Raw genomic sequence first — 23054 nt, forward strand, 5'->3', positions numbered from 1 at the left:
TGTGGGTGTCGGCTTGCCAGCCCACGACCCGGTGTTAGTACGCGTCCAGGACAAATGCGACGTAGACCCAGCCCGTCCAGGTGCGGATGTAGCTCAGGTCCGCCAGCCACAGCCGGTTCGGACGTTCGGCGGTGAACTGCCGGTTGACCAGGTCGGGCGGGCGCGGGGCTGCCGGCTCGGGGATCGTCGTGCGACGCCGCCGCCCGCGGATCACGCCCTCGATGCCGAGCTCGCGCATCAGCCGCTCGACGGTGCAGCAGGCGACCGCGTGGCCGGCCCGGACCAGCGTGCGGGTGACCCGGCGGCCACCGTAGGTGCGGCCAGAGTCCTCCCACACAGCCGTGACCAGCGGAATCAGTTCTTCGTCGCGCAAGCGGCGGGTGGACTTCGGCCGCGTTTTGCGGGCAAAGTAGGTCGACGGCGACAGGTCCAGCACCCGGCAGGGGGGATCGACCCCGAAGCCGTCGCGCAGGTGGTCGATCACCTGCTCGGCCTCGTCTGGGGGGTCGAGCTCCTGGGTAAACAGCACGCTGGCGGCCTTGAGGATCTCTTTGCCCCGCCTCAACTCGGCATTCTCTTGGCGGAGTTGCTTCAGCGCCCCCAGCTCGGAGCTGGTCAGGCGATCATCGCGCTCGCCGGCATCGGCCTCGGCCTGGCGGACCCAGCACCGCAGGGTTTCCTTGTGGATGCCCAGGTTGCGGGCGAGGTGCGCAACCGGACGGCCTGTGGAACGGACCTTACGGACGGCAAGCTCGCGGAGCTCATCGAGGTACTTACCTGGTGCAGGCGCTGCTGTGGTTCTCCTTACGTCTGAATCGTAACCCAGGCTTCAAGGACTCCTCGAAGATCAGCGCAGCTCACGGAGCAGGCTGAACGCGACCGCCCACAGGGTCAGCCAGGCGTTGTTGGCTTGGAAGTGAGCCACCGATGGGACTTGACCTGCAGGGCAACGGCCTGCCCGGTTTGGCGTCGACGGCCGTGGAATTCGTGCTCCCCTCGGGAACCGGGTACGGCCCGGCACGAACGCTGGCGGCTTTCAGCCGCCCCACTCGATGCGCACCGGTTCCCGGGCCGCGGCCAGGGCGCCATCAAGGTCGGCCAGACGCTCCGCGAGGGTCGCTGTGGCAAGGCGTTCGGGTAGCGCGGTGGAGAACTTCAGGCCGCGGACCGCGCGCGGGTCGACCGAGGGCAGGGTGAGGGAGTCGGGCAGTTCCGCGCGGGCCGCCTTCCAGTCGCCGGGCGAGAGGTCCTGGCGGAGGCGTACGTGGGTGTCGGTGGGGCGTTGGACGGGGTCGGCTAGGTTGCCGAGGGAAGCAGTGAGGGTCGCGTTGGCCCGGTAGCCGGCCCAGGTCCACCAGCGTGCCGCGTCGGCGTCGCGCGCCAGGACAGTTCCGGCAGGATGGACTTCGCGCGGCGCCCGATCGGTACGCAGTACCGCGAGGGCGGTCTCCGCACGACGGGTGAGGCGGACGCCGGGGTCTTCGCCGAGGAGCACGTCGCGCATCGCACGCGTGAGGGCGAAGGACAGGCCGCGGAACTCGCTGCCCTGCCACTTGGCCACGCCGCCGTCCTGGACCGGTTCGACGAAAACTCGCCGCCGCGCCCAGTCGGTGAAGGTGACTTGCCAGCTGCGTCCGGCGAGCAACAGGCGCCGTGGCCCTGGCCGTTCCTCGGTGAGTACGGAGGGGTCGGTGGTGCCGATCTCCGCGCGCCCGGCGAGCACGGTGAACTCGGGAGGAGCCGTGAAGGAAGCAGTGAGCTCCATGAAGTGCCGTCGCCCGAAGGCCTTCTCGGCCTCGGGCCCGATGAACAGCATCCCACCGTCCCGGTCCAGGAAGCCCTGTGCAGCGAGATAGTCGACGAGGGGCTGCGCGGAGGTGTCGAACGGCGCGAGGCCGTTCCACTGCTCGGCCCACACCTGGTCGCCGAGCTGGTGCTGCTGCAGGATCACCGCGAGGAGCTGCTGGGCGACGAGGTGTCGGGGTGAGGGTGGCGGGGTGATGGGCTCGACCCAGCCGCGCGACCACAGCGTGAGCAGACCGGCGGCCTGGAGAAGAGTGTCCTCGCGGGTCGTCAGGAACAGGCAGTTGCGCGATGAGCCGGCACGCCGCCCGGTACGGCCGATACGTTGCAAGAACGAGGCCACGGTCGACGGTGAGTCGATCTGGATGACGCGGTCCAGGTCGCCGACGTCGATGCCGAGTTCCAGTGTGGACGTGGACACGATCACGCAGTCGCGGGCCTCGGCGAAGGCGGCCTCGGACCGGGCGCGTTCCTGGGCGGACAAGGACGCGTGCGAGAGGAAGACCGTGACCTCGCGCTCCCGCAGCGCGGCACCGAGCTCCTCGACCTGCTTGCGCGAGTCGCAGAACACGAGCCTTTTCTCGCCATGGTGCAGGGCTTCGATCACCTTGGCGGCATTGGCGAGCGAGCCGACGTAGTCCAGTTCCACGTCGCCGGACGGACGCGCAGCTGCCTTGTCGGATACGTCGGATACGTCGGATGTCTTGGCTGTGCGGGGCAGGTCCGGTGCGATGACCCGCCCCGTTCGTTCCTTCGGCCGGGCCCCCTGCAGCCAGGTGAGCAGCGTGTCGGGGTTGCCGACCGTCGCGGAGAGGCCGATCCGCTGGATCGGCCTGCCGGTCAGGCGTTCCAGGCGTTCCAGTACGGCGAGCAGATGCCAGCCCCGGTCGTCGGCGGCGAAGGCGTGCACCTCGTCGATGACGACGGCCCGCACCTGACCGAGCATCAGCGCATGATCCGTCTTGACGCTGATCAGCATGGCCTCGAGCGACTCGGGTGTGGTCAGGAGCACGTCAGGGGCGTCGACTCGAATCCGACGCCGCGTGGCCTCCGAGGTGTCGCCGTGCCAGAGGGCGGCGCGCCGACCGATCCACTGCGCGTAGCCGTCGACCCGGTGGACGAGGTTGTTCAGCAGGGCTTTCAGCGGGGCCAGGTACAGCACTGACGTTCCCGTCCACCCCTGGTGGGCCATGGCGGAGAGCACGGGGAAGACGGCCGCTTCGGTCTTGCCGCCCGCCGTCGGGGCGAGCAGCACCGTGTCCTCGCCGTCGAGGAGTGGCCCGACGGCCGCCTTCTGGAGGGGGCGCAGGTCGGGCCAGCCCAAGGTGTTGACGATGTGGTGCACGATCACCGGATCGAGCCGCTCGACCGGGTCCGTACCCACCGCTTCCGAGCTCACAGCTACAGCTCCAGCTCGATCTCGTCCGCCGACCCGGTGAGGGCGGCTGCGTTGCGTTCCACGTCGGTCAGGTCACCGCCGCGCAGGGTGAGGCGGTAGTGGGTGCGCGGATCGAAGTCGGGGAACTGGTCGATACGGTCGAGGACGTCGCCCACGAGTTTCTTCAGGAACACCCGCGGCGCCACCCCCACCTTTCCCCCCAGCGCCCCGCCGACCGCGCCCGCCAGGTCGGCGATGTACGTGTCGTCGGCGAGCTTGCCGATCCGCTCCGGGGAGTCGGCCCCCTGCGCGTACAGGTCGCGGATGGTGGCGCCGAGGCCGGTGAGCGAGTCGGTCGTGAAGCCTGGCAGTCGGACCTGTACGGCACGCGGGTTGTCGAAGCGCGGGTCGGTGGTGAAGTCGGTGGCCAGGCGCTGCGCGAGCGGTGCGAGGCGTTGCACGCCCTGCCGGCCGTCGTAGAAGGCCGGGGTGCCCGTGATGATCAGGTACAGGCCGGGGAAGCGGCCGGAGTGTACCTCGTCGATCAACTGCCGCAGTGCGTTGAGGGCTTTGTCGCGGGCGTCCGACCGTACCCGCTGCAGTGTCTCGACCTCGTCCAGGACCAGGACCAGACCCGCGTGCCCGCTGTCGCGCAGCACGGTGAGCAGCCCCTGCAGGAAACCGAACGCGCCGAAGTGGTCGAGGTCGCCGCGTACCCCTGCGGCGCGCCGGGCGGAGGCGGCGACGTGCGGTTGTCCGCCGAGCCAGGACAGGACGGCGGAGGCCGTCGGCTCGTCACCGGCCTGGAGCGCCTGCCGGTAGCCGCGCAGTGCGGTCGCGAAGGCGGGTGCGTGTCGGGACACCTCGGTGAGCCGCGCGGTGAGCAGCCGTTCGACGGCGGCGGGCAGTTCGTCCTCGTTTGCCCCGTCGTCCAGTGCGTCTTCCTCCAGCGCGTAGAACCATGCGTCGATGACCGGTCGTAGCGCACTGGGCGGGAAACTCGCTGTGGTCAGGCGCTCGGTGAGCCGCCGGTACACAGTCTCCAACCTGTGCAGCGGTGTCTCCGTCTCGGAGATCTGCACTTCGGCGACGGCGAACTTGAGGCGCTTGGCGCGTTCGGCGAGCCATCGGGTGAAGAAGGTTTTGCCGGAGCCGTACTCACCGCGTACCGCCTTGAACACCGATCCGCCGGACGCAGCCGTCTGCAGTTCCTCGTCCACGGCCTGCTCGAACCGGTCCAGGCCGGTCGCGAGGAGATCCAGGCCGCTGTCGGGGACGGCGCCGCGGCGCAGCGCGTCGAGGACGGCCCGCCGCCGCACCGCGCTCACAGCACCGCTTGCCGCTCCAGGGTTGTTCACGTGCTTACGTTGCCCTTCCGGTGGGGACGCGTGGGGCTCACAGCTCGAACTGGATACGCAGGAGCGTCCGGTTGAGCCTCAGCGTGCGGTTGTCGGGGAGGATTTCCAGGATCGGTGCGCCGTCGTGGTTGAGGAGCTGTGCGAGGGTCGCCGCGAAGCCCGCCGCACGTGCGGTGGGCTGACCGGCGCGTTCGGCGAGTGCGGTCATCGACAGAGTGCCCGCTTCGACCAGTGCGGTCAGCGCGCGCGGCACGGCGTCGCCGCGTGGCTTGCGGGCGAGCAGGTCGAGCTGCGCCTGGTAGAGCTCGCTCGCAGTCAGCCGTTGCACGAGGTCGGCATCAGGTCCTGCGGACGGTGCGGGCTGCTCCGGCTGTGGTGCGGTCGATGGTTCGGGCTGAGGCTCGGGGACGGCGACCTGGTCGATGTCGAACAGGCCGGGGGTCGCTTCCGCCGCCTGCTGGGTACGTCGGCGACTCGGCTTCTTCGTACTGTCCGCAGGAACGGACGGGGCCGCCGGTGCAGTGGGTCCGCGGACCTCGGCCTCGGTGTCGAGGTGCCACCATGCCGGTGTCGGATCGCTCACCTCCCGCCACCCCTTGGGCGGTTCGGCGCCGAACGGCAGTAGCGCGAGGATCGGGATGGTGACTTCGGCAAGCGTGGCACCGCCGTGGTAGCCGGCCTTGCGTGCGGTGTAGCGGCTGTCGTGGTCGCGAAGGGCGACGATCGCCGCGTCGGGCTCGGGCCACACCACTCGAGGCCCGGACAATTCGACCTCGTACTCGGCCACAGGACCGCCCGGCGTACGGTGTCGCGCGGAGCCGATGACCCCGCTGCCGGCCTCCACCCGTTCGCCGTGCCGGTCGACGATGTGCCCGTGGTCGGACGTGATCAGCACGGTCATGCCGGACGCGCGCGCGGCACGAAGCAACGGGGCGAGCCCGCCGACCTCGCCGACCGTCCAGGCGCCGTCGCCGAGCTTCTGCTCCTTGGCGAGCCGGTCGTCAATGGTGTTGAGGACGACCGCGACATGCCCGCGCTCGTCCGCGAGGGCCGCGTTCAGGGCCGCCGAGAAGGGCGATCCGGTCTCCTCGGACCGCATGTCGTCCTTGTGGAACACGGCGGCAGGTGCGTTCCTCCAGAAGCGGTGCTGAGGGAAGAGCCGCTTCTCGTCGCCCTGGTCGCCCTTCATCAGCGTGCCCGCGAACAGGCTGGTGCGGCTGACGGAAGTCAGCGTCGGCAGCGCCGCCGCCATCGCCCGCCGTACCGGCCCGGACTCGCGTGCGGCCCCTGCCAGGGGGTCGAACTCGGCCCATCCGTGCCGTAGTTCCTCGCCGAGCTCCGCGGCGATCGCGGCGCTCATGCCGTCGACGACGAGCAGCAGGACGCGCCGTCCCACGGACGTCGACGTGATCGGTGCGACGACCCGCTCCAGGAACGTCTCCACCGTCAGCAACGACTTCGGTGGTGTACCCACCGCGGTCCACACGGCGAGTCGTTCGGAGAACTCGTGGTCCAGGTGTCGGCGTCGGGCGCGTACCTCACGGGCGATGGCGTCGTACGCGGCCGCGAGGACGGTGTCTTCATCACCGCCTGCCTCCAGACGCTCCAGCGCCCGGTCGACCCAGCCGAACTCGGCCATCTGCCGCTCTATGCCCGCCGCCACGGTGAGGATCTCGGCGGAGGACACGGAGGTGAGCCACCGCCGCAGCCGCGCCGCCATCCGTACCCGTTCGACACGGGCGAGAGCCTGCGCCTCCCCGGCGAGCGCGTGCTCGGACAACTCTCCCAGGATCTGCGTCAGTCGTGCGTGATCCTGCACGGCCAGCGCCTGGCCGGCCGCCGTGAACCGGGCGTCGAGCCCGCTCTGGAGCACCAGGCTCGCCCCGGCCGCCGACTCGGCACCGAACTGCGCGGTGAGCTGTGCGGCCCGCGAGAGCACGGGGTCGGCGAGCCGGTGCTCGCCACGCTCGAGCAAGGAGCGCACGTACCCCTCGCCGGTCCGGCCGAACACGGCGAAGAGCTCGTCCAGTTCCTCGCCTTTTCCGGGCGGTCGCTCGCCGAAGAACCGTTCGGCACGCCCGCGCGCCCGGAACACCGCCTCGCCGCCGCTCCCGTGTGCCCACAGCGCGGCGCACACCACGGCGAAAGCGAGCGCGTCCGAGCCGTTACCGGCGTCGCACAGTGCGGCGACGCAACGTCCTGTCGAGCCTGCCTGGTCGGGCTCGCCGAGGAACCGTCCGATGCCCCGCCGTTCGGCGGCCCGCGCCCCGGCGAGGCGCTGCGGACCGCCGGGCATCAGCGTCCAGCGCAGCAGCTGTACCGCGTCGATCCGCTCCCCGGCCGCGGACGGCTCCACCAGACCCGCCTCGGCCGCCTCGTCGAGGCCGAGGATGCGCCGGGAGAGCAGCCCGAGCGCCTCATCGCGGGAGAGGACCCGTCGGCCCAACCCGGCCCGGTCGAGCCGGCCGGCCGAACCGAGCAGGGCCTCGGCCGCCCACTTCTCGGCGCGCAGCCGAGCGTCGATGTCCTGAGCGCCGAACGCGGCCTGGACGACCTCCCAGTTGTCGACCTCACGGATCCGCCGCCCGTACGTGCGGGCCAGCAGGGCGGGGTCGAGCTCGGTGTCCTCACGATCCGTCAGGACGACCAGGACAAGAGGGCCGGCAGAGCCTGCGCCGTCGTCGCCGCTGAGGTGGCGCAGGATCTGCTCGTGCACGCCGAGTACCGAAGGTACGGCCGTCACCCGGGCCCGCGTCCCGTCCGGGGCACGCAGTACGGCAGGCCCGTCCCACACCGGGGCGGCCCGCAGCAGAAGGACATGGCGTTCTCCGTCGTTCAGGGCGCTGCGGGAGGCGACGTACTGGGCGACGGTGGCGGCCGGAAGGCGTGGTGGTCCTGCGCTTGCTGTGGCCGTGTCGGACGTGGCGGTCTCGGGCATCAGTCGACGACCTTCCAGAAGATCTCGACGGTGGCGTTCGGGTCCAGCTCGGCCAGCCCTGCGATCTCCGCACGCAGCGAGGCGACGGCCTGCGCGGCGGTGGTACGGCCGCCGCCGGAGCGGCGCGCACCGGGCTTACGCCGGGTGTCGGCCTTTTCTCCGCCCGCGGCTTCTCCGCTGCTGATCGGCGGGTGCGCGGAACCTCCGTCGAGGGCGATGTCGTCGGGCTTCGCGACGATCACCGGCTCGAACCTGCCGGCCTGCTGTTCGGCCTGCTTGGCCGCGCGTTCGCGCTGCACGAGCGCGATGACCTTGCTCCCGGCCGTACTCAACAGCGCGGGAAAGTCCGGGAAGTCCACGGGATCTCCCGCAGCGGCCTCCTGCAGGTGGGAGACGATCGTCAGGCCCTCGACGCCGTAGCCGTCCGCCAGCTTCAGTTCCTCCCAGCCCGTCCGGTGCAGCGCATCCACCACCTTGCCGGATGTCTTCAGCGACGTGCCGAACCGCTGCGCCGTGAACCCGCCGAGGTCGAACCGCGCGAGTGTCTCCACGACCCCCTTCGCCCCGCCCGAAGCAGCAGCGGCCCCCGCCACCGTGTGGTCCCCGGCGAGTGCCCGCACCAGGGCGGCGGCCCGTCGCGCGAGGTCCAGGCGCGGGGAGGCGTCGTCGAGTCCCAGCTGTGACCGTTTCTGCTCGAGGGCGGCCACCAGCCGGTCCGCGTCGACGACGTAGCCGTGGGCCTCCTTCCGGATCTGCCCGGCGAACTGGTTGACGATCCGCCCGCGCCGCAACTGCGGCGGCTTCGCGCCGAACACCGCCTGGAAGCGGTCCTGCGCCTCCGCCCAGTCCGCCCCGTCGGGCAGCGGCTGCTCGCGCAGCCCGTACGTGAACCTGAGGTCGGCAGGGGTGGCAGGGGCCGGGTCGATCAGCGATCCACCGAGTACCCACACCCGGTCGGTCATCTCCGCGTACGCCGAGGCCACCAGCTTCTGCATCGCCTCGGGCAGACCGCGCGGTGCGGGCTCGTTCATCCAGTCGCCGAGCTGCACTAGGGTCGGCTCGGCCACGCCGTCCTGGCGGGCGAACCGCTGGAAGTGGTCGGGCCAGTACGAGGACTGCTTGTAGTAGGCCTCCTGCTGGGTGCCCAGCTGCAGGCCGCCCGCGATCCGCGCCATCACCTTGCGGTCCTTGGCCGCGACCTCGGCCCGTCCGTCCGGGCTCTCCGCCGCCTGACGTACGTACCCGAAGACCGTACGCAGGTCGGCCGGGGTCACCGCGTATCCGCGATCCTCCGGGTCGAGATCGGGGTGGGCCGGGAACTGTACGGCGAGAAGTTTGCCGGCGAGTTCGCGGGCGGCGCCGTGCAGGGTGGCGCCGAACGGCAGCTTCAGCTTGTCCTCGGGCAGGTCGCTGCGGAGTGACACGAGGTGCTGGTCGAAGTCGAGGGCGACCTTGTCCTCCTTCTTCTGCTCCAGCCCGTACGCCTGCTTCAGGACCTTGCCGAGTTCCTCGGTGAGGGTTTCGCGCTGCGAGGCGAACATGCTCTTGGCGCGGATCTTGTCGTCGGGCTTGAGACGGCGTGCGTACTCGTTGTCGAAGCGGTCGCCGTCGGCGAGGAGCTTGTCGATGACGACGAGCAGCTCGAAGTCGTCGCGCGCGGCGCGGGTGAGGTGGCTGGGCAGCCATGCCAGGGTGCGCACCGTGCCGCCGGTCTTGTCGCGCACCTTGCGCAGCCGCTGCACGTCGTCGACCGGCGTGAACTCGTTCTCGTCGAAAGGAAGATCGACCACGAGACGCCAGACGTCCTCGCCGGCAGGGCCGAGGTCGATCTCGTTGAGCGAGTCGACGTCGGCGACATTGCCGAACACCACCTCGACGTGCCGCTGGGTGCCCTTCCACACCAGGTTGAGCAGGTCGTACCCGCCCAGCCCGTCCGGGCCCGGAGTGATGGCCAGGGCGTCCTTCAGCAGGGCCTGCATCCTGGCCCTGCGGGCGCCCTGGTTGTTGTGGACCCGAGCATTGGCGAGGACCGCCTCCAGGTCGATGCCGGTGAGTTCGAGCTGTACGGCGGGACTGGCATCCGTGCCGGTCCGTTTGATCTCCGTGATCGCAGCCGCCCACTCGTTGACCTTCGTGAGCAGCCGCGACACCTCCATGCCCGGGATCATCGTGACGATCGACCCGTAGTTGAGCGCGTTGAGCCGTTTCAGCGTCAGATCGGCGAGAGCCGGCACGGTCGGCGCGAGCGCGGACAGCAGCAGGGTGTGCATCAGTCGCACGTCCCCGGTGAAGTCCCGGCAGCGGGAAGCCAGCTGGGGGTCGGTGACGGACTTCGGGTCGCGTCGGTACGCGGCGACGGTGTCCTCGTCGAGATTGTGCGTGCGCAGCAGGAACGGCCGCAGCTTCTCCTGGTACAGCTTGTCGGCCGCCTTGAAGTGCACCTCCTCCTCACCCGTGAACGCCTGGTCGCCGCCGCCCACGAGCGCCGGGTACAGGTCGCCGAGCGGGACGAGCTGGCCGAGCCGCCAGTCGTCGCGGTGGTCGGAGAGCAGCTGCCCCATCAGCTTCAGACCGGTACGGGAGCGTTGCAGCGCACCCGAGATGTGGACGAGGGTGTCCATGAAGGCGGGGGAGAAGGGGTACGTCCGCCGGAACGACTCCTCGTCGGCGCCGGTCATGGACTTGTCGTCCCCGAGCAGCGTCTGCCACACGTCGGGACCGAGCCGCTTGGCCTCCTCGAAAGCCGTGTCGATCTGCGCCTCGGCCTGAGGGGTGAGGGGCTTGAGGAGCCGGGCCTGGGCGATCTGGGGGAGGTTGCGGTCCTCCAGCGTGATCTTGTCGAAGCGGCCGATGCTCAGCTTCAGCCCCTCCTGCACGGCCACCTCGGCGGCGCCCGACAGCTCCTCGCCCACGAGTTCACGCAGGTCGCGCTGGCGTGCGATGAACGACACGATCGGGATCGCGCGCCGCTCGTCGGCGCCCTCCACCAGGTTCGTGATCTTGTCGGCCTCGCGGGACATCGCCTTCTGATCGGAGATCAGACCGGCCAGCCACAGGATCAGCTCGTCCATGAAGAGGATCAGGCCGTCGTAGCCGAGCGACTTGGCGTGCTCGGCGATGATCCCGAGCCCCCTGTCCAGGGAGACGAACGCGTCGGCGTCCTCCGAGGAGTTGCGGGCGAAAGCCGGGAAGAGGGTCTGCGAGAGATCCTGCACGAGCCGGGCGCGCAGCTCCTGAGGAGTGGTGGGGTTCTTGAGGTCGAGCTGCTTGGTGTTCTCGTGCTCCTCGGGCGCGGACACCGCGGCGTCGAGCAGCTCGGACGTCCACCGGAACGAGGCGTCCCCGGCGGGGACGAGGTCGCCCCAGGCGTCGTTGGCGTCGGCAGGCGTGTCGACGGGTGAGGGGTCGGGAGAGACAGCCTGGGACAGCTGCTCGATGACCTTCGCGTCGCCGTTGAACCGACGCTGCTGCGTGAAGTCCTCGAACAGACCGTCGGTGCGGTAGACCTGCGGCAGCGGAGCGGTCGGGTGCAGCCTGCGCACGTGGTCGACGTAGCGGCCGAGCACCCGCTGTTCGAGGGACTTCGCCGACAGCATGTGGTACGGCACGAGCAGGAACTTACGGCCGTCCTCGTCCAACCACGCGTGCTTGGCACGCACGGCGTCGAACTCGTCCCGGGAGCGGACGGTCTGATGCCCGGACAGCAGCGCGTACAGCACCGCCATGAAGTGCGACTTACCGGAACCGAACGAACCGTGCAGATAGACGGCCTTGGACGAGTGCCCGTCCAGCGCCGCCTTGATGTAGCCCAGCGCCTCCTCGAAGTTCCTCTTCAGCCGGTCCGTCACGACGTAGTCGCGCAGCGCCGCCACCGCGCCCTCGGGGGTGACGGCCTCACTCAGCCGCAGCACGTAGTCGGACGTCGACACCGTCGCCTTGATGTCGATCAGCTCGCTCAGCAGCGGCCGGTCCTCGGCGCGGGGCCTGCCCTTGCTCATGAATGCCATGGTGTGACTTTTTCGCCTCTCCGGTCCCGACTCAGCTGTCCGACTTCGCGGTCGCCGTGCGCCCGCCACGTTTGGCCGCGACCGGCTTCCAACCCCTCAAGTCATCGTCGGTGAGACCGAGTTCACCTTGCTTGAGCTGCCTGAACCCGAGGATCTCGGCGGCGGGTGCGGCCCCGTAGCCCGGGTCGTACTCGCCGTACCACTGGTCGAGCCACGGCTGCAGTTCGAGCAGCCCGGCCAGGTACGGGACGAGGTCCATGCCCTCGACGCCATTGCCGGCGTCCTCGATGTACGAGGCGAGCGCGAGCGCCTGCTCGAGCTGGTTCCAGCCCGCCCAGCCGTAGAGGGCGGGCTGCTGGACATTCGCCGACCCGTACGAGACGAACCGCTCCTTGGGCACGTCGAGCTTGCCGCGGGCCCGCCAATAAGAGGGCTTGAGGAAATCGGCGGAGGTGTACTTCGGCGGCACCGGCGTGCGCTCGCGGACCTTGCGCCTGGCGGGCTCGTCCTCGGCGGCGTCCTCCTTGCGCTGGAGATCCCAGACGTGTTCCCAGTCGGCGCGCTTCTTCAGTCCGGATGGCTTGTAACGCAGGGCGGAGACGAACGGCACGTGCTCGTCACCGAGCAGCTCGCGCACCGTCTTCGCGAAGTCCTGCCGAGGTGTGTAGATATCGGCGACGGACACGAACTCGGCATCCGTGCTGAGGGCTTCGGTGAGGAGGGCGAGGGAGACCAGGGTCGGATTCCCCTCTTGGTCGAACCAGTGCCGACGGTCCTCTACCCGGTCGAGCAGCCACGCCTTGAGCGCCTTGTCCTGCATGGCGTCCCAGCCGTCGGTGGCCCAGCGGCGCTTGTACTCGGGGCGCTCGATCATGTTCAGCGCGCGGTTCGCCTCGATGGCGTCGATGCGCTTCTGGACGAGGGCACGGTAGGGGGCGGGCCAGTGTTCGGGGATGGCGGTGATGGGCGTCGACCCGTGCCGCTTGAACCACTCGTCGCTGGCCTCGCGGGCCGCGACGCGGCGGGCGAGCACGATCTCGAACGCGCGCTCACCGAGGGCGAGGGACGGGACGGCGGCGCTCTCGGGGTCGGTGTCGGCCTCGGAGATGCGCAGCTCGTCGGCGTGCAGCTGGTAGAGCCCGTACACCTGCCAGTCCAGCTCCTCCTGCAACGCGATCATCCGTGCGCGGATCGCGTCGTAGCGGGCGCGGGCTTCGCGCAGGGCGGCGTGAGTCGGTGTCTCGCGGGCGGTGAGGGCAGAGGGGGAGGCGGCGGACAGCTCCTGGGCGAGGGCGTCGAGGGCGGTGGCGATGGGGGTGGGGAAGGCTGCGGGAAGGGGGAACTCTTGGAGCTTCGTGCCGGTGAATTCGTAGAAGTCCTCGAAGGGGATTGTGGACTGGCGTGCTCCTTGCGTGTCCACGGTGTAACCCTTATTGTGGCTTACCATCTTGAGCCAGAACCCGGCAGTGGAACTGTTTAGCACCCCAAGCAGCGCCAGATGCTCCTCCTCCGTCGCCCCCTCCCGCAGCTTGATTACGGGGGCAGACCTGTTGAACACCTTTCCATCTCGATCCAGCACGAAGTGATTGTGCGTGGCGACGAATGCAAAAACGATCGCCCAGCCATGGGCATCGCTATCCCGGGGGATCTGGTGCCACTCCCACCACGGACGATCTTCGGCGAAGTAAGTTTTGCCGGAAAAAGTTGCGCGATTCCCCAGCTCGGTGCGGTATGGCCAAATCCAACGGGAGATATGGGGAATATCCTGGAGCTGGATCAGCTTCTTGTTCTTTCCGTAGGGATGGAACGCATCGTCCCCATTTCTGAAGGAGAAATCGCGGATCTCGTCGCCGATTGAGAGTGGGCGGATGCTGCTGGTCTCTGCTTGGTGGCGAGTGAAGACATCGCGGGGCGCGGTCATGGCGTCGTCGGACCCCATAACGCCGTAGAAGCCAATCCGAAGGGTTTGATTGGCTACTGTGCCCTGTGCTCGGTTTCCAACCTGATCCAGGATCTCGCGTCCACCGTCCGCCAGCACCCACGGCTGCTTGCCGAAGTAACGACCGCGCTCCAAATCGCCGACTGAGATCCACTGTCCCGTACTTCCCGGACGGTCAATCTGGCCGGTGATCGCGCGCCAGACGAGCCCTTCGTTGGCATTCTCCGGCGCTGAAGGATCGCCCTGAATGCTCCGTACCGTGCGGATCGTTACCTGGCGGTTGGCACCTTCCCGGGGGCGGCCGATGAGGATGACCGTGGGAGTGCCATGGCCGGGAATATAGGCCCCCGACGTGTCAATAACCTCCGTGAGTTCGATCTTGTCCCGGAAGAAACCCTCGATCAGCTTCGTGCCGAACTCCCGCTTCATGAAGGAGTTCGCCGTAATCTGGCCGACCATGCCATACCCGCGCCCGCTCCTCGGGTCGTCGCCCCGTACTGCGAGCTCGAAGAACCGCTTCGCAAAGGGCACCGACAGCGCGTACTTGCCGGAACAGACGTCTTTGTATAGCTCCCGGTACACCTTGTTGAGTGTCTTGTCCTTGACCGTAATGTACGGCGGGTTCCCCACCACCACGTGGTAGCGGCCCTTCCGCAGAATCTCCGGGTGCTCGAAGACGTCCTCCGTGCTCAGCGCGAAGTACGGGTCCTCAGCCCCTTCCACCGCCGCCCCCGCAACCTCGAAGAGCCCCTCCTGCCGGAACTCCGTCGGCAGCAGCGAGTCGCCCACCGCGAGCCCCATCGGCCACTCGTACGCCGACGCCTCCGCGAAGGTCCGCATCTCGCTCGCAGCCATCGCCGCGAGCAGCAGGCGGAACCGGGCGATGGCGATCGCGAACGGGTTGAGGTCCACGCCGTGCACCGATTCCAGCGCCGCCCGCACCCGCTCGTACGGGCCCACGGCTGGCCGCTCGTCCACCCACAGCCGCACCAGCCGCCGGAACGCGCCGAGCACGAAGTGGCCTGACCCACACGTCGGGTCGATCATCTTCAGGCCCTCGAACCCGAACTCCCGGATCGCCGGCTTCATCGTCCGGTCGAGGATGAACTCCTCGACGAACTCCGGGGTCTGCAGCAGCGCGTACGTCTTACGGGCAGCCTCGCTCAGGTCCTGGTACAGGTCGCCGAGGAAGCGGGTGTCCCAGCCCTTCGTGCCGTCGCCGTCCTCTTCCAGAGGGTCGGTGAAGTCGTGGACCAGTGTCGCGTCCCCGCCGTTCTCCCGCCGCCAGAACTCCAGCAGTGCGCCCGCGCCCTCGTGCGAGAGCGGGATCTGGAACAGCGGGTTGTGGCGTCGGTCGAACAGGAGCCGCCCCGCCGGGCCCGCGCCCAGTTCCGCGAAGGCCGTCTCCAGCCAGCCGCGGTACGTCGGGTCGTCGTCCTTGTCGACGTACTCCTCGTACCGCGCCTGCGCGACGTCGCGGCCCGCGACCGTCGGTGCGGTGACGTACGGCTCGGCGATCAGCCCGTTGTCCTCGCTGAAACGCACGAAGACCGTGCCGAGCACCCAGGCGACGGCTACCTGTGTGACCCGTTCCCCGAGCCACGCACTCCATGTGGCTGCCGTCCGGTTCGCCTTGCGCGCCTGCTCGTACTCCCCGCGTAGCCGTGCGCTCACCTCGGGTACGGCCTTGACCTGGGCGTCCAGGTCGGTTTCGGCCGCCTTGACCTGCTGCTGCAGGTCGGCGAGGAGGCTCTTGCGCTCGATCACGTATGGCTCCCGTTCGGGTGATGCATGAGGTAGGTGGTGCGCACAGGGACGACGTGGTCAATTGTCAGGCATCGGTACGTGCCTTCACCCACGCTTCCGGCACGTGGATCCACTCACCGAGTGCCGCCTGGTACGGCACGGCCTTCCCCGTGAGGCGTGGCGGGTCGGACGGGTCGGACTGGGCGACGAGCAGCCACAACGGCCGCCGTCCCTCCCGTGCCAGCTCCGCGAGCCGGTCCAGGACGTCCAGGGCGTCGTAACGGGCCAGTACCGCCGCCTCGGTGAGCAGCAGCGGCCCCCCGTCCGCCCCCGGTACCCGTTCGAGCCGGGCTGCCAGCTTCGGCTCCAGCTGCTTCCACGCCTGTGCGGCGACCAGGCCGAGGTTCTGCCGGTCTCGCGAACCGGGCGCGGCGGCGTCCGCTTCGAGGACCGTCTGCCAGGTCGGCCGGGGCCGCCCGTCGACCATCGCGTGCAGCTCGTCGAGGAACAGTCCGGTCAGCGACACCGCCTCCGCCCGGTAAGGCGCCTGCGTCAGGAGTCGTGCCGCGGTGTGCGCACCGCGCGACGGCACGGTGAGTACCCGCAGCCCGTCCTTGCCCGCGTCGTACGTCAGCCGCTGTTCGGCGGTGGCCGCGGCCCGTACGGCCTGGTCGGCGTCGTACCGGGCGGCGCCCTGCCGATTCGCGGACGACGCAGTCCCTGACCAGGCGGTTCCCGTGCGCGAGCGCCCGTTCGTCGTCATCTGGCTGCCGCCGGCCCCGGTGCCCGCGGGGCGGTCGGGCAGCAGCCGTAGCACGCGGTCGTATCGGGTCCCCAGTTTCAGGTCGAAACCGGCCTTGCGCAGCGCCGTCACCAGCTCTTTCCCTGTGGGGAGTTCGGCCGTGACGAGCGGGTCGGAGCCGAGGACGGGGAAGCGGGTGTGGACCAGCTTGTGCACGTCCTCCACGCGCAGGCCGGGTTGCCGTGCCTCCTCCAGCTCCGGCTGGACGGCGACCATGCCGGCCTGGGTGATGCGCAGGGCGCGTACCAGGTCCAGATCCCGTGGGTAGATCTCCAGGCGGGGTGTGAGTGCGGCCCGCGTGGACGCGGCGACCGCAATCTCGGCGATCCGCTGCTCGTTCCAGCCGAGCACACCCGGCGGCGGTGCGACGGATCCCAGTTCGGTCAGCACGGTCGCCGCGGTCGGCAGGGACTCCAGGCCTGCGAGCCGGTCGGCCTTCGCGCCGAGCTTCACCGCGTACTCCTGCAGTGCGGGCTTGGTCGGTGTGTCCGGGCTGTCCGTGCCTTCCCGCACGTCGATGACGAGCAGGCCGAGTACGGGCTCCGTGCCGCGCACCGCCGGCGCGTGGAAGTAGTGCAGCAGCGGTGGCTGCTGATTCTTCTCGGCGTCGTAGAACTGCTCCCGTTCCACCAGCGCCCGCAGCAGTGCCAGCGCGAGCGTCCGACGGCCGCGCCGGTCCGCGACCTCGGTGCCACGGCGGGCGATGAGCGCGTCTGCGATCTCGACGGCGGACGCCACTCGGCCGCGATCGGCGAGGATCTCCACCACCTGCTCGCGCAGGACCGACAGTGTCGCGTCCTCGTGCCAGCGCTCCCGCGCCTTCTTCACGATCTGCGGGATTCGGCCCGGGGTGACCCCGAGGGCTTTCGCCACGTCCGCCTGCCGTGCCCACACCGGACCTGCGGGGTAGTGGCCCTGCTCGTCGGGCAGACCGAGCAGCAGCCGGATACCCTCACGGGTCGTCTCGTTGGAACCCCCACGCCCTGTCGCGGGTTTGGGCACCAACCGGGCCGCGAGCGCGTCCAGGCTGAGCCGCGCGTACACCTCCGTGGCCGTCTCACCCCCCACCGCCTCCGCGAGGCTTTCCTCGAGATCGGTGAGCTCCTGCTCCGCCTTCCTGCGTGCCTCACTGCTGGTCGGCGTGACCGGCTGTCGCAGCCGCGCGTTCCACTCCTTCTGACGGCCCTGGATCTCCTCACGCGTACGCGAACCCATACCGGGCGCGGTGAGGAACTTGCGTGCCTTGTAGGTGACGACGTCGCCGACCGTGTTCAGGCCCATCGCGTGCAGCTGGGAGAGCGCGGCCGGGGTCAGGCCCGCCACCGACAGGTGCGTGCTCAGCGTCGCCTGCGCGGCCTGCCCCTCACGGACCTGAAGCGCGGCCTCGCTCTCGTCACCGGCCGGTGTCTCCTCCTCGCCGGAAACGTGCCCCTTGGAGGGCGCCGTCGTCTTCTGCGCCTCGATGAAGATCTGCTTCCAGGCCCGCTCCATCGGAACCAGATCCGGGAAGCGGTCCTTGACGTCCCGCGCGAGTGCCTTGCGGAAGAACGTCACCAGGCCGTCGCGCACCGGCGTCTCGAACGCGTCCGCCGCGATCTTCGGGTACGGCCACTCCTCCGCGACCGTCTGCCGCGCGGTGACCGAGCCGTCGCCCCACTGCGGCAGCTCACGCGAGGCCATCTCGTGCAGGGTCACGGCGAGTGCGTACCGCTCGGCGTGCCCGTCGTACGCGCCGCGTTGGAACGTGCCCAGGAACGGGTCGAGGTAGCCCTCCGTACCCGCCTCGATCTCCTTCGCAGGGTAGCCCGCCAGCGAGAAGTCGATCAGGACGAGCTGACGGGTGCCGTTCGGTCGGATGCGGATCGCGATGTTGTCCGGCTTCAGGTCACGGTGCCAGATACCCTCGGCCTCCAAGTGCTCGACGGCACCGAAGAGGTACTGCCCGTACCTCTCCAGCTGGTCCATGCCGAGGCGGCCGACCTCCCGCAACTGCCTTGCCACGGTGTCCTCGCGGCGCTGTGGCCGCTCCGAGCGACCCGCCTCCCCGCCACGCTGCTCGCGTGCGTCACCCACGTACTCGAGGGCGAGGACCCGGCGGCCGCCGATCGTCAGCGGCTCGGGCATGGCGAGACCGATGATCCGTGAGTCCTGGTGGATCCGGCCGAGAACCTCCGCCTCCCGCTCCAGGACCGGATGCTTGGCCTCGCTCAGCGCCACCTTCAGCACGACCGGCGGACGCGAGCCGTTACGGCGCGGCTCGGCGTCCAGGTCACGTACGAGGAAGGCCCGCGCGGTCGACCCCGTACCGAGTCGCCGCTCGACCTCCCAACGGCCTGCGAGCACATCGCCCGCGACGCACTCCAGGGGGTCGTGTTCCGGTTCGGGTGCAGGAGCCGGACCAGGCTCGTCACCTCCACCCCCACCCTCACCGTCACCGTCGTTCGTATCCGTGGGCTCCGCCGCAGCGAACGACGACTCGACGAACTCCAGCATCTCCATGAAATCGTCGAGTGCGGCGAGCCGACGGAGCGGGTCGAACGCCGTCGCAGCCCCCACCAGGTCGTCGATGTCCGGATCCAGGCCGTCGACCAGCGCACCGGGCCGCAGCGACTCGCCGCTCTCCAGCCGGCGCAGCACCTCCGCCCGGCTCGCTCCCGGCGCCTTCCCCGTGACCAGCAGGTAGGTGAGTACACCCAGGCCGTACACGTCCAGGCGCACCGGGTCGGCCTTCACGGCGGTCAGCTCGGGCGCGAGGTACAGGTCGGCCTGGTCGGCGATGTGGAGCGAGGACAGCGAGCTCGGCGACATCATCTGCGTCAGACGACGTCCGCTGCCGGACGAACCGGTTCCAGGTCTGCCGGCCGCGATCTGCCAGTCCGCGATCTCCAAGCGGGGCCGTGCCCACTGCTCGGCCTCGCTGAGTTCGTGCCCGCGTACGCCGCGGTTGCGCGGAATGACGTGTACGGAGTGGGCGGACAGGGCGCGGTGGTAGATACGTCGCGAATGCGCGGAGCGGATCGTCTCCGCGACTTGCCGGACCAAGGCCAGACGGGCCTGCAGATCGAGCTCCTGGCCGTGGCTGACGAGGTAGTCGTCCAGGCGCATCGTGTGCGGGTGGTAGTCGAAGAGGATCGCAGGGCCGGCCGGGTGCCCGGCCGGCAGGTAGTTCTTCACCGACACCGCGCCGGGGTGGCGGAACCGGTTCAGCACCGCGGCTTCACGTGCGGCGGCCTTCTCCACCGAGGCGCGTTCGGCGTTCGAGGCGCCGCGCTCGCTGAGGAAGACCCTCACCCTGGCGATGTCGTGGAGCTGGGTGTGCTCACCCTTGTAGTCGGCCCAGGTCTGGCCGGAGTCGAAGGAGGCGGAGTCGAGCAGGTACCCCCCGACCTCCTCCTGCCGTCGGATCGGTGCGATTCCCAGGCTCTGCAGTCCTTGCGCGACCTTCCGGGAAACGTCGGCGGTGACCGCGTAACGGGCGTCACCGGGCGGCGTGGCCAGCATCTCGGCCAACTGCCTGACCGTGAAAACGCCGTTCAGGTCTGCGGCAGGCAGCTGCAGGCGGAGCCTCTCGTCTGTGAAGCAGACCGCTTCGCCGACCCAGATGCGCGGGCGAGTACCGACGGCCGACTGGAGAAGACCGGCCAGCTCCTTGGCCTTCTGGTTGGACAGGTGCAGCGGATTGGAGTGACGTCGGCTGGTACCGCCCGGGGTGGTCTGGATCCAGTCGCGGCCACCCCCCGCGACCGAGCCGTGCCAGTCCTTCAGCTCGATCAGGAAGACGCCGGCCGGGGCGACCATGAGGAGGTCGACCTCGCGGACATGGCCGCTGTGCGCGGTGAAGGTGAAGTTCGACCAGGCACGCCAAGGTTCCCCGTCCTGTGCCCGCAGGGCACGCCGGATCGCCTCCAGGCCACGGCGCTCATGTTCGAACTGCGACTCGGTGACAGTCGTCCACCGCTCGTCTTTCACACCACTCCCCGTCCTGCCCCCTGCGTCCCCGCGATTCTAGGCCTCACCGCAGACGAACAGCGTGCACGGTGGGACCCGGGCGGACGGTTGGGGACTGTTTTGCGTGAACTGCGTCCACCGGATCGCACGGCCTCCGAAGGCCGACGCCTCTCGGAGGGTGGTGGGTGCGTTCTCGGTGTTCCTGCACAGTGGGCGGGCCGGTCCGGGCGAGTGCGGTTCCGGCCCTGGGCGCCACCAAGTCACTCATCGGTGTCGAAGTCGAAGAACAGCTGTTCCGTGGGCACAATCGCTTCGGGGAGCAGGTCTGCGGCGTCGGTCGGGTCCACCACGTCGTCTTCGTCCCTGTGGGGGAGCGCGTACTGGTCGGCGAGCCTCGCCAGGTGCAGGACCAGCGGCAGCCCGAGTGCGTCGCGGTACTCCTCGCTGAACCGCTGCTGGTGGACGAAGGCCGCCCACGCCTCGGCGTCGTCTCCCGGTTGCAGGCAGGCGACGGTGAACTCCAGCAGGCTCGGGTTCCAGGCGTTCGCCGTGGGGCGGTACGCATCCCGCCCACTCGGGTTGACGTGCGGGGTCAGCTTGGCGTCGTCGTTGGTCAGACCGGTCTGCGTACTCGACTTGTCGGCCGTGCTGTAGAAGACGCGGCCCGATGCGTCGGGCTCCGTCGGAACCCAGAGCCCCTTGGCGATGCCGCCGCGTTGCCGGCCGGCGAGGTCTGCGGTGAGCTCCTCCCGTTCTGCCCACCACTGCGCTGTCTCGTCCCGGGTGGCGTCAGCGATCCGGACGATCCGCAGCCCCTTGCCGTACAGGCCGAGTCGCTGGGTCGGACCGCCGTCGAGCCCGAGCCTGTCCCGCTCCAGCCCGTCGTTCCGCAGCCACGGCCAGCGCTTGCGGATGTCCTGGGCGTGGGCCAGGACCAGCGTGGGGGTGCTGCGCAGCCGAGACAGCGTGTTCTTGATGAACGCGGCCGTGAGGGCCGACTGAGCCGGCTCGCTCCGCAGCTCCTCGGCCCGCACCCGCCCGGTGAGCGACTTCAGCAGCACCGGGTAGGGCACCCACTCCTGCATGTCGGCGCTCCGGCCGAGGACGCAGGTGGCGCCGGGACGGAGCAGCACCGCGATCGGGGTGAACTGCGGCTTGCCGGTCGGCCCGTCGCTCCGACGTTCGACCAGGTGGAAGGCGACCTGGTTCAGCCCCTCCGGGATCAGTTCGCCCAAGGTGTGCTGGGGCACGAGCCGCAGGCCGAGCTGGCGGAGTGCGTCCGCCCACGCGGCCTCGGCCCGAAGAGCGGCTTCCTCGGTCGCCTTTTCCGGATCGCTGTCCGTGTCCAGCGGCCGGATGAACTGGGTGACCAACCCGCCGTCCGCGCAGCCCAACCGGATCGCGTGCTTCGGGTCGGCCCGCCGACGGGGGCCGCGGTACACATCGAGGCCCTCCAGCTCGACGAGGGCGAGCTGGGCGCCGGGCACCCTCTCGCGTAGCGCGGCCACCTCGGAGGCGACCAGCCGGCGCCGGTCCGCGATCGCCTCGTCGTGCTCGATGCCGATCCGCGGGACGCGGTCACGGCCGAGCGGTTCGCCGAGTGCGCCCAACGGGTGTGTGTGGAGCCGGACCGTGAGCTCAGGCGTTTTCCACGTCCAGTTGTTCGGGCCGTGTTCGACCCGCCCGTCGGCCAGGCCGAGTCCCTTCTCGGCGGCGGCGACCAGCCGGTCGCGTTGACCGTCCGACTGGTACAGCAGCACGCCGATTAGCTCGGCGTCGGGCAGTGCCTCGGCCATCGCCCGGCGGCGGGTCGCGGCGTTGGCTGCCGAGATCCGGCTGTGGGTGTCGAGGATGGCGGCGAGCTTCTCCGGCGAGGTTTCCTTCCTCGGGATGGCTGGCAGTTTGCGGAGCTGCTTCTTCGGCGGCCGGGCGAGCCGGCTGCGCTCGAGGTGCGGGGCCGGCACGAGGTCGGGCAGGAGCGCCTGTTCGGCCCACTCGACGAGTCGGCGGCGCTCGCTCGGCATGAGGCCCGCGTGCACCGGGTGGGATCCCATGGCCGTCTGGTGACCGACCGCGAGCCGGATCCCGTCTCGGCCGCCGATCCAGTGCTCGGACTCCTTCACGAGTCGCTCCGGGGAAGGAATCCGGTCGAGCGCGGTGACGGCGGCCAGCATGCCGCCGACGCCGCCTTGGCGCCACTCCGTGGTGCCGTTGCGCCACTGGAGCGTGGCGACGGAGAAGCGCCTGGATGAGGGCCCGTTCGGCACCAGGGAGGAGTCCGGCAGCAGGTACACCGAGGCGCCCTTGCGGTAGGGGAGCCATACGTGGCCGCTGACGAAACGGCGGACCCCTGCACTGAGGTGGACACGGGGGACGGGGGAGAACGGCACGGTGCGCACGGTGACTCGGAGGGTGGCCGAGTAGTACGCGGGGCTACCGGTGCCGCGCTTGGTCCGGTACTCGATCGGCGGCCACGACATCAGCTCAGCGCCGCCACTGCCGGCGCCCCGGGCTCCGCCAAGACCGGCGACCTGATGGAAGGTCAACTGACTTCCGCCGTGCTCGTACGGGGGCTGGGCCGCGATGCGGGCGGCGAGATGGTCGGTCAGCAGCCGGTAGACGTGCGGTGCGGGACTGGCGGTGCCGTTCATGGATGGTTGCTGTTCGAGCAGGTCGACGGTCCGTGCCTGCCAGCGAAGGGAATCGGTGTCGAGGTCGCGGAAGCAGGCCAGCAGTCGCGAGGCGCTCTCGGGGTCCTCCGGGTTGCGCTGGAGGTTCCGCAGCCAAGCGGCGACGAACATGTTGGTGACGGGCTGGGGATAGGCCTGCGTGCAGTAGAGCCATGGGCGTTCAGCACCGAACGTGGCAGTAGCGTCGACCGTCACGATGTCGGGCGCGGTTGCTCGCAGGAGCTGGTTGATGTCCTTGGTCGGTACCCGGCGGGGATGCGGGCCGCGTCGCTCGGGTCGCCCGCCTGCTCGGAGTGCGAGCAGTGGTTCTTCCCACGCGGCGGGCAGGGTGAGGCAGTGCATGGGCACGGTGAAGTGGTCCCGGCCGGGAACGGGTCGATAGGCGGAGGCCCTGATGCGCTGGTACTCCATGGTGTCCTCCACGGTGACGGCGGGCGGGTTGAAG

The 23054-nt window shown here is 69.8% G+C and carries 8 protein-coding genes; all 8 read right to left on the bottom strand.

Annotated elements, in window-relative coordinates:
• Positions 1–34 precede the first annotated feature (34 nt).
• A complete protein-coding gene (locus tag SNE206_RS26075) occupies positions 35–826 on the bottom strand; it encodes an IS3 family transposase (protein WP_407915959.1) in 792 nt (263 codons plus the stop codon).
• Between the two features lie 210 nt (positions 827–1036).
• Positions 1037–3202, bottom strand: a complete 2166-nt coding sequence (locus tag SNE206_RS26080; RefSeq protein WP_407915929.1) for a DEAD/DEAH box helicase — start codon at positions 3200–3202, stop codon at positions 1037–1039.
• 2 nt (positions 3203–3204) lie between these two features.
• The gene (gene brxD, locus SNE206_RS26085) at positions 3205–4539 is read right to left on the bottom strand and encodes a BREX system ATP-binding protein BrxD (RefSeq protein ID WP_407915930.1); all 1335 of its coding nucleotides are present in this window, start codon (positions 4537–4539) and stop codon (positions 3205–3207) included.
• Positions 4540–4576: 37 nt separating this feature from the next.
• Complete coding sequence (gene pglZ / locus SNE206_RS26090; protein WP_407915931.1) at positions 4577–7477, bottom strand: BREX-2 system phosphatase PglZ; 2901 nt, start codon at positions 7475–7477, stop codon at positions 4577–4579.
• Positions 7477–11475 (bottom strand): phage resistance protein, encoded by a 3999-nt coding sequence (locus SNE206_RS26095; RefSeq protein WP_407915932.1) that lies wholly within the window; start codon positions 11473–11475, stop codon positions 7477–7479. Before SNE206_RS26095 ends, pglZ begins: the two co-directional genes overlap by 1 nt.
• Before the next feature lie 40 nt (positions 11476–11515).
• The gene (gene pglX / locus SNE206_RS26100) at positions 11516–15190 is read right to left on the bottom strand and encodes a BREX-2 system adenine-specific DNA-methyltransferase PglX (RefSeq protein WP_407915933.1); all 3675 of its coding nucleotides are present in this window, start codon (positions 15188–15190) and stop codon (positions 11516–11518) included.
• A 64-nt stretch (positions 15191–15254) separates the two neighbouring features.
• The gene (pglW, locus tag SNE206_RS26105) at positions 15255–19940 is read right to left on the bottom strand and encodes a BREX system serine/threonine kinase PglW (protein WP_407915934.1); all 4686 of its coding nucleotides are present in this window, start codon (positions 19938–19940) and stop codon (positions 15255–15257) included.
• 239 nt (positions 19941–20179) lie between these two features.
• Positions 20180–23020, bottom strand: a complete 2841-nt coding sequence (locus SNE206_RS26110) for a pPIWI_RE module domain-containing protein (protein ID WP_407915935.1) — start codon at positions 23018–23020, stop codon at positions 20180–20182.
• Positions 23021–23054: the final 34 nt, after the last annotated feature.

This window comes from Kitasatospora sp. NE20-6, assembly GCF_045862635.1.

Excerpts from the sequence above, each read along its gene's own strand:
- SNE206_RS26095 (WP_407915932.1), bottom strand. The coding sequence starts at position 11,475 with ATGAGCAAGGGCAGGCCCCGCGCCGAGGACCGGCCGCTGCTGAGCGAG.
- SNE206_RS26110 (WP_407915935.1), bottom strand. The coding sequence starts at position 23,020 with ATGGAGTACCAGCGCATCAGGGCCTCCGCCTATCGACCCGTTCCCGGC.
- pglZ (WP_407915931.1), bottom strand. The coding sequence starts at position 7,477 with ATGCCCGAGACCGCCACGTCCGACACGGCCACAGCAAGCGCAGGACCA.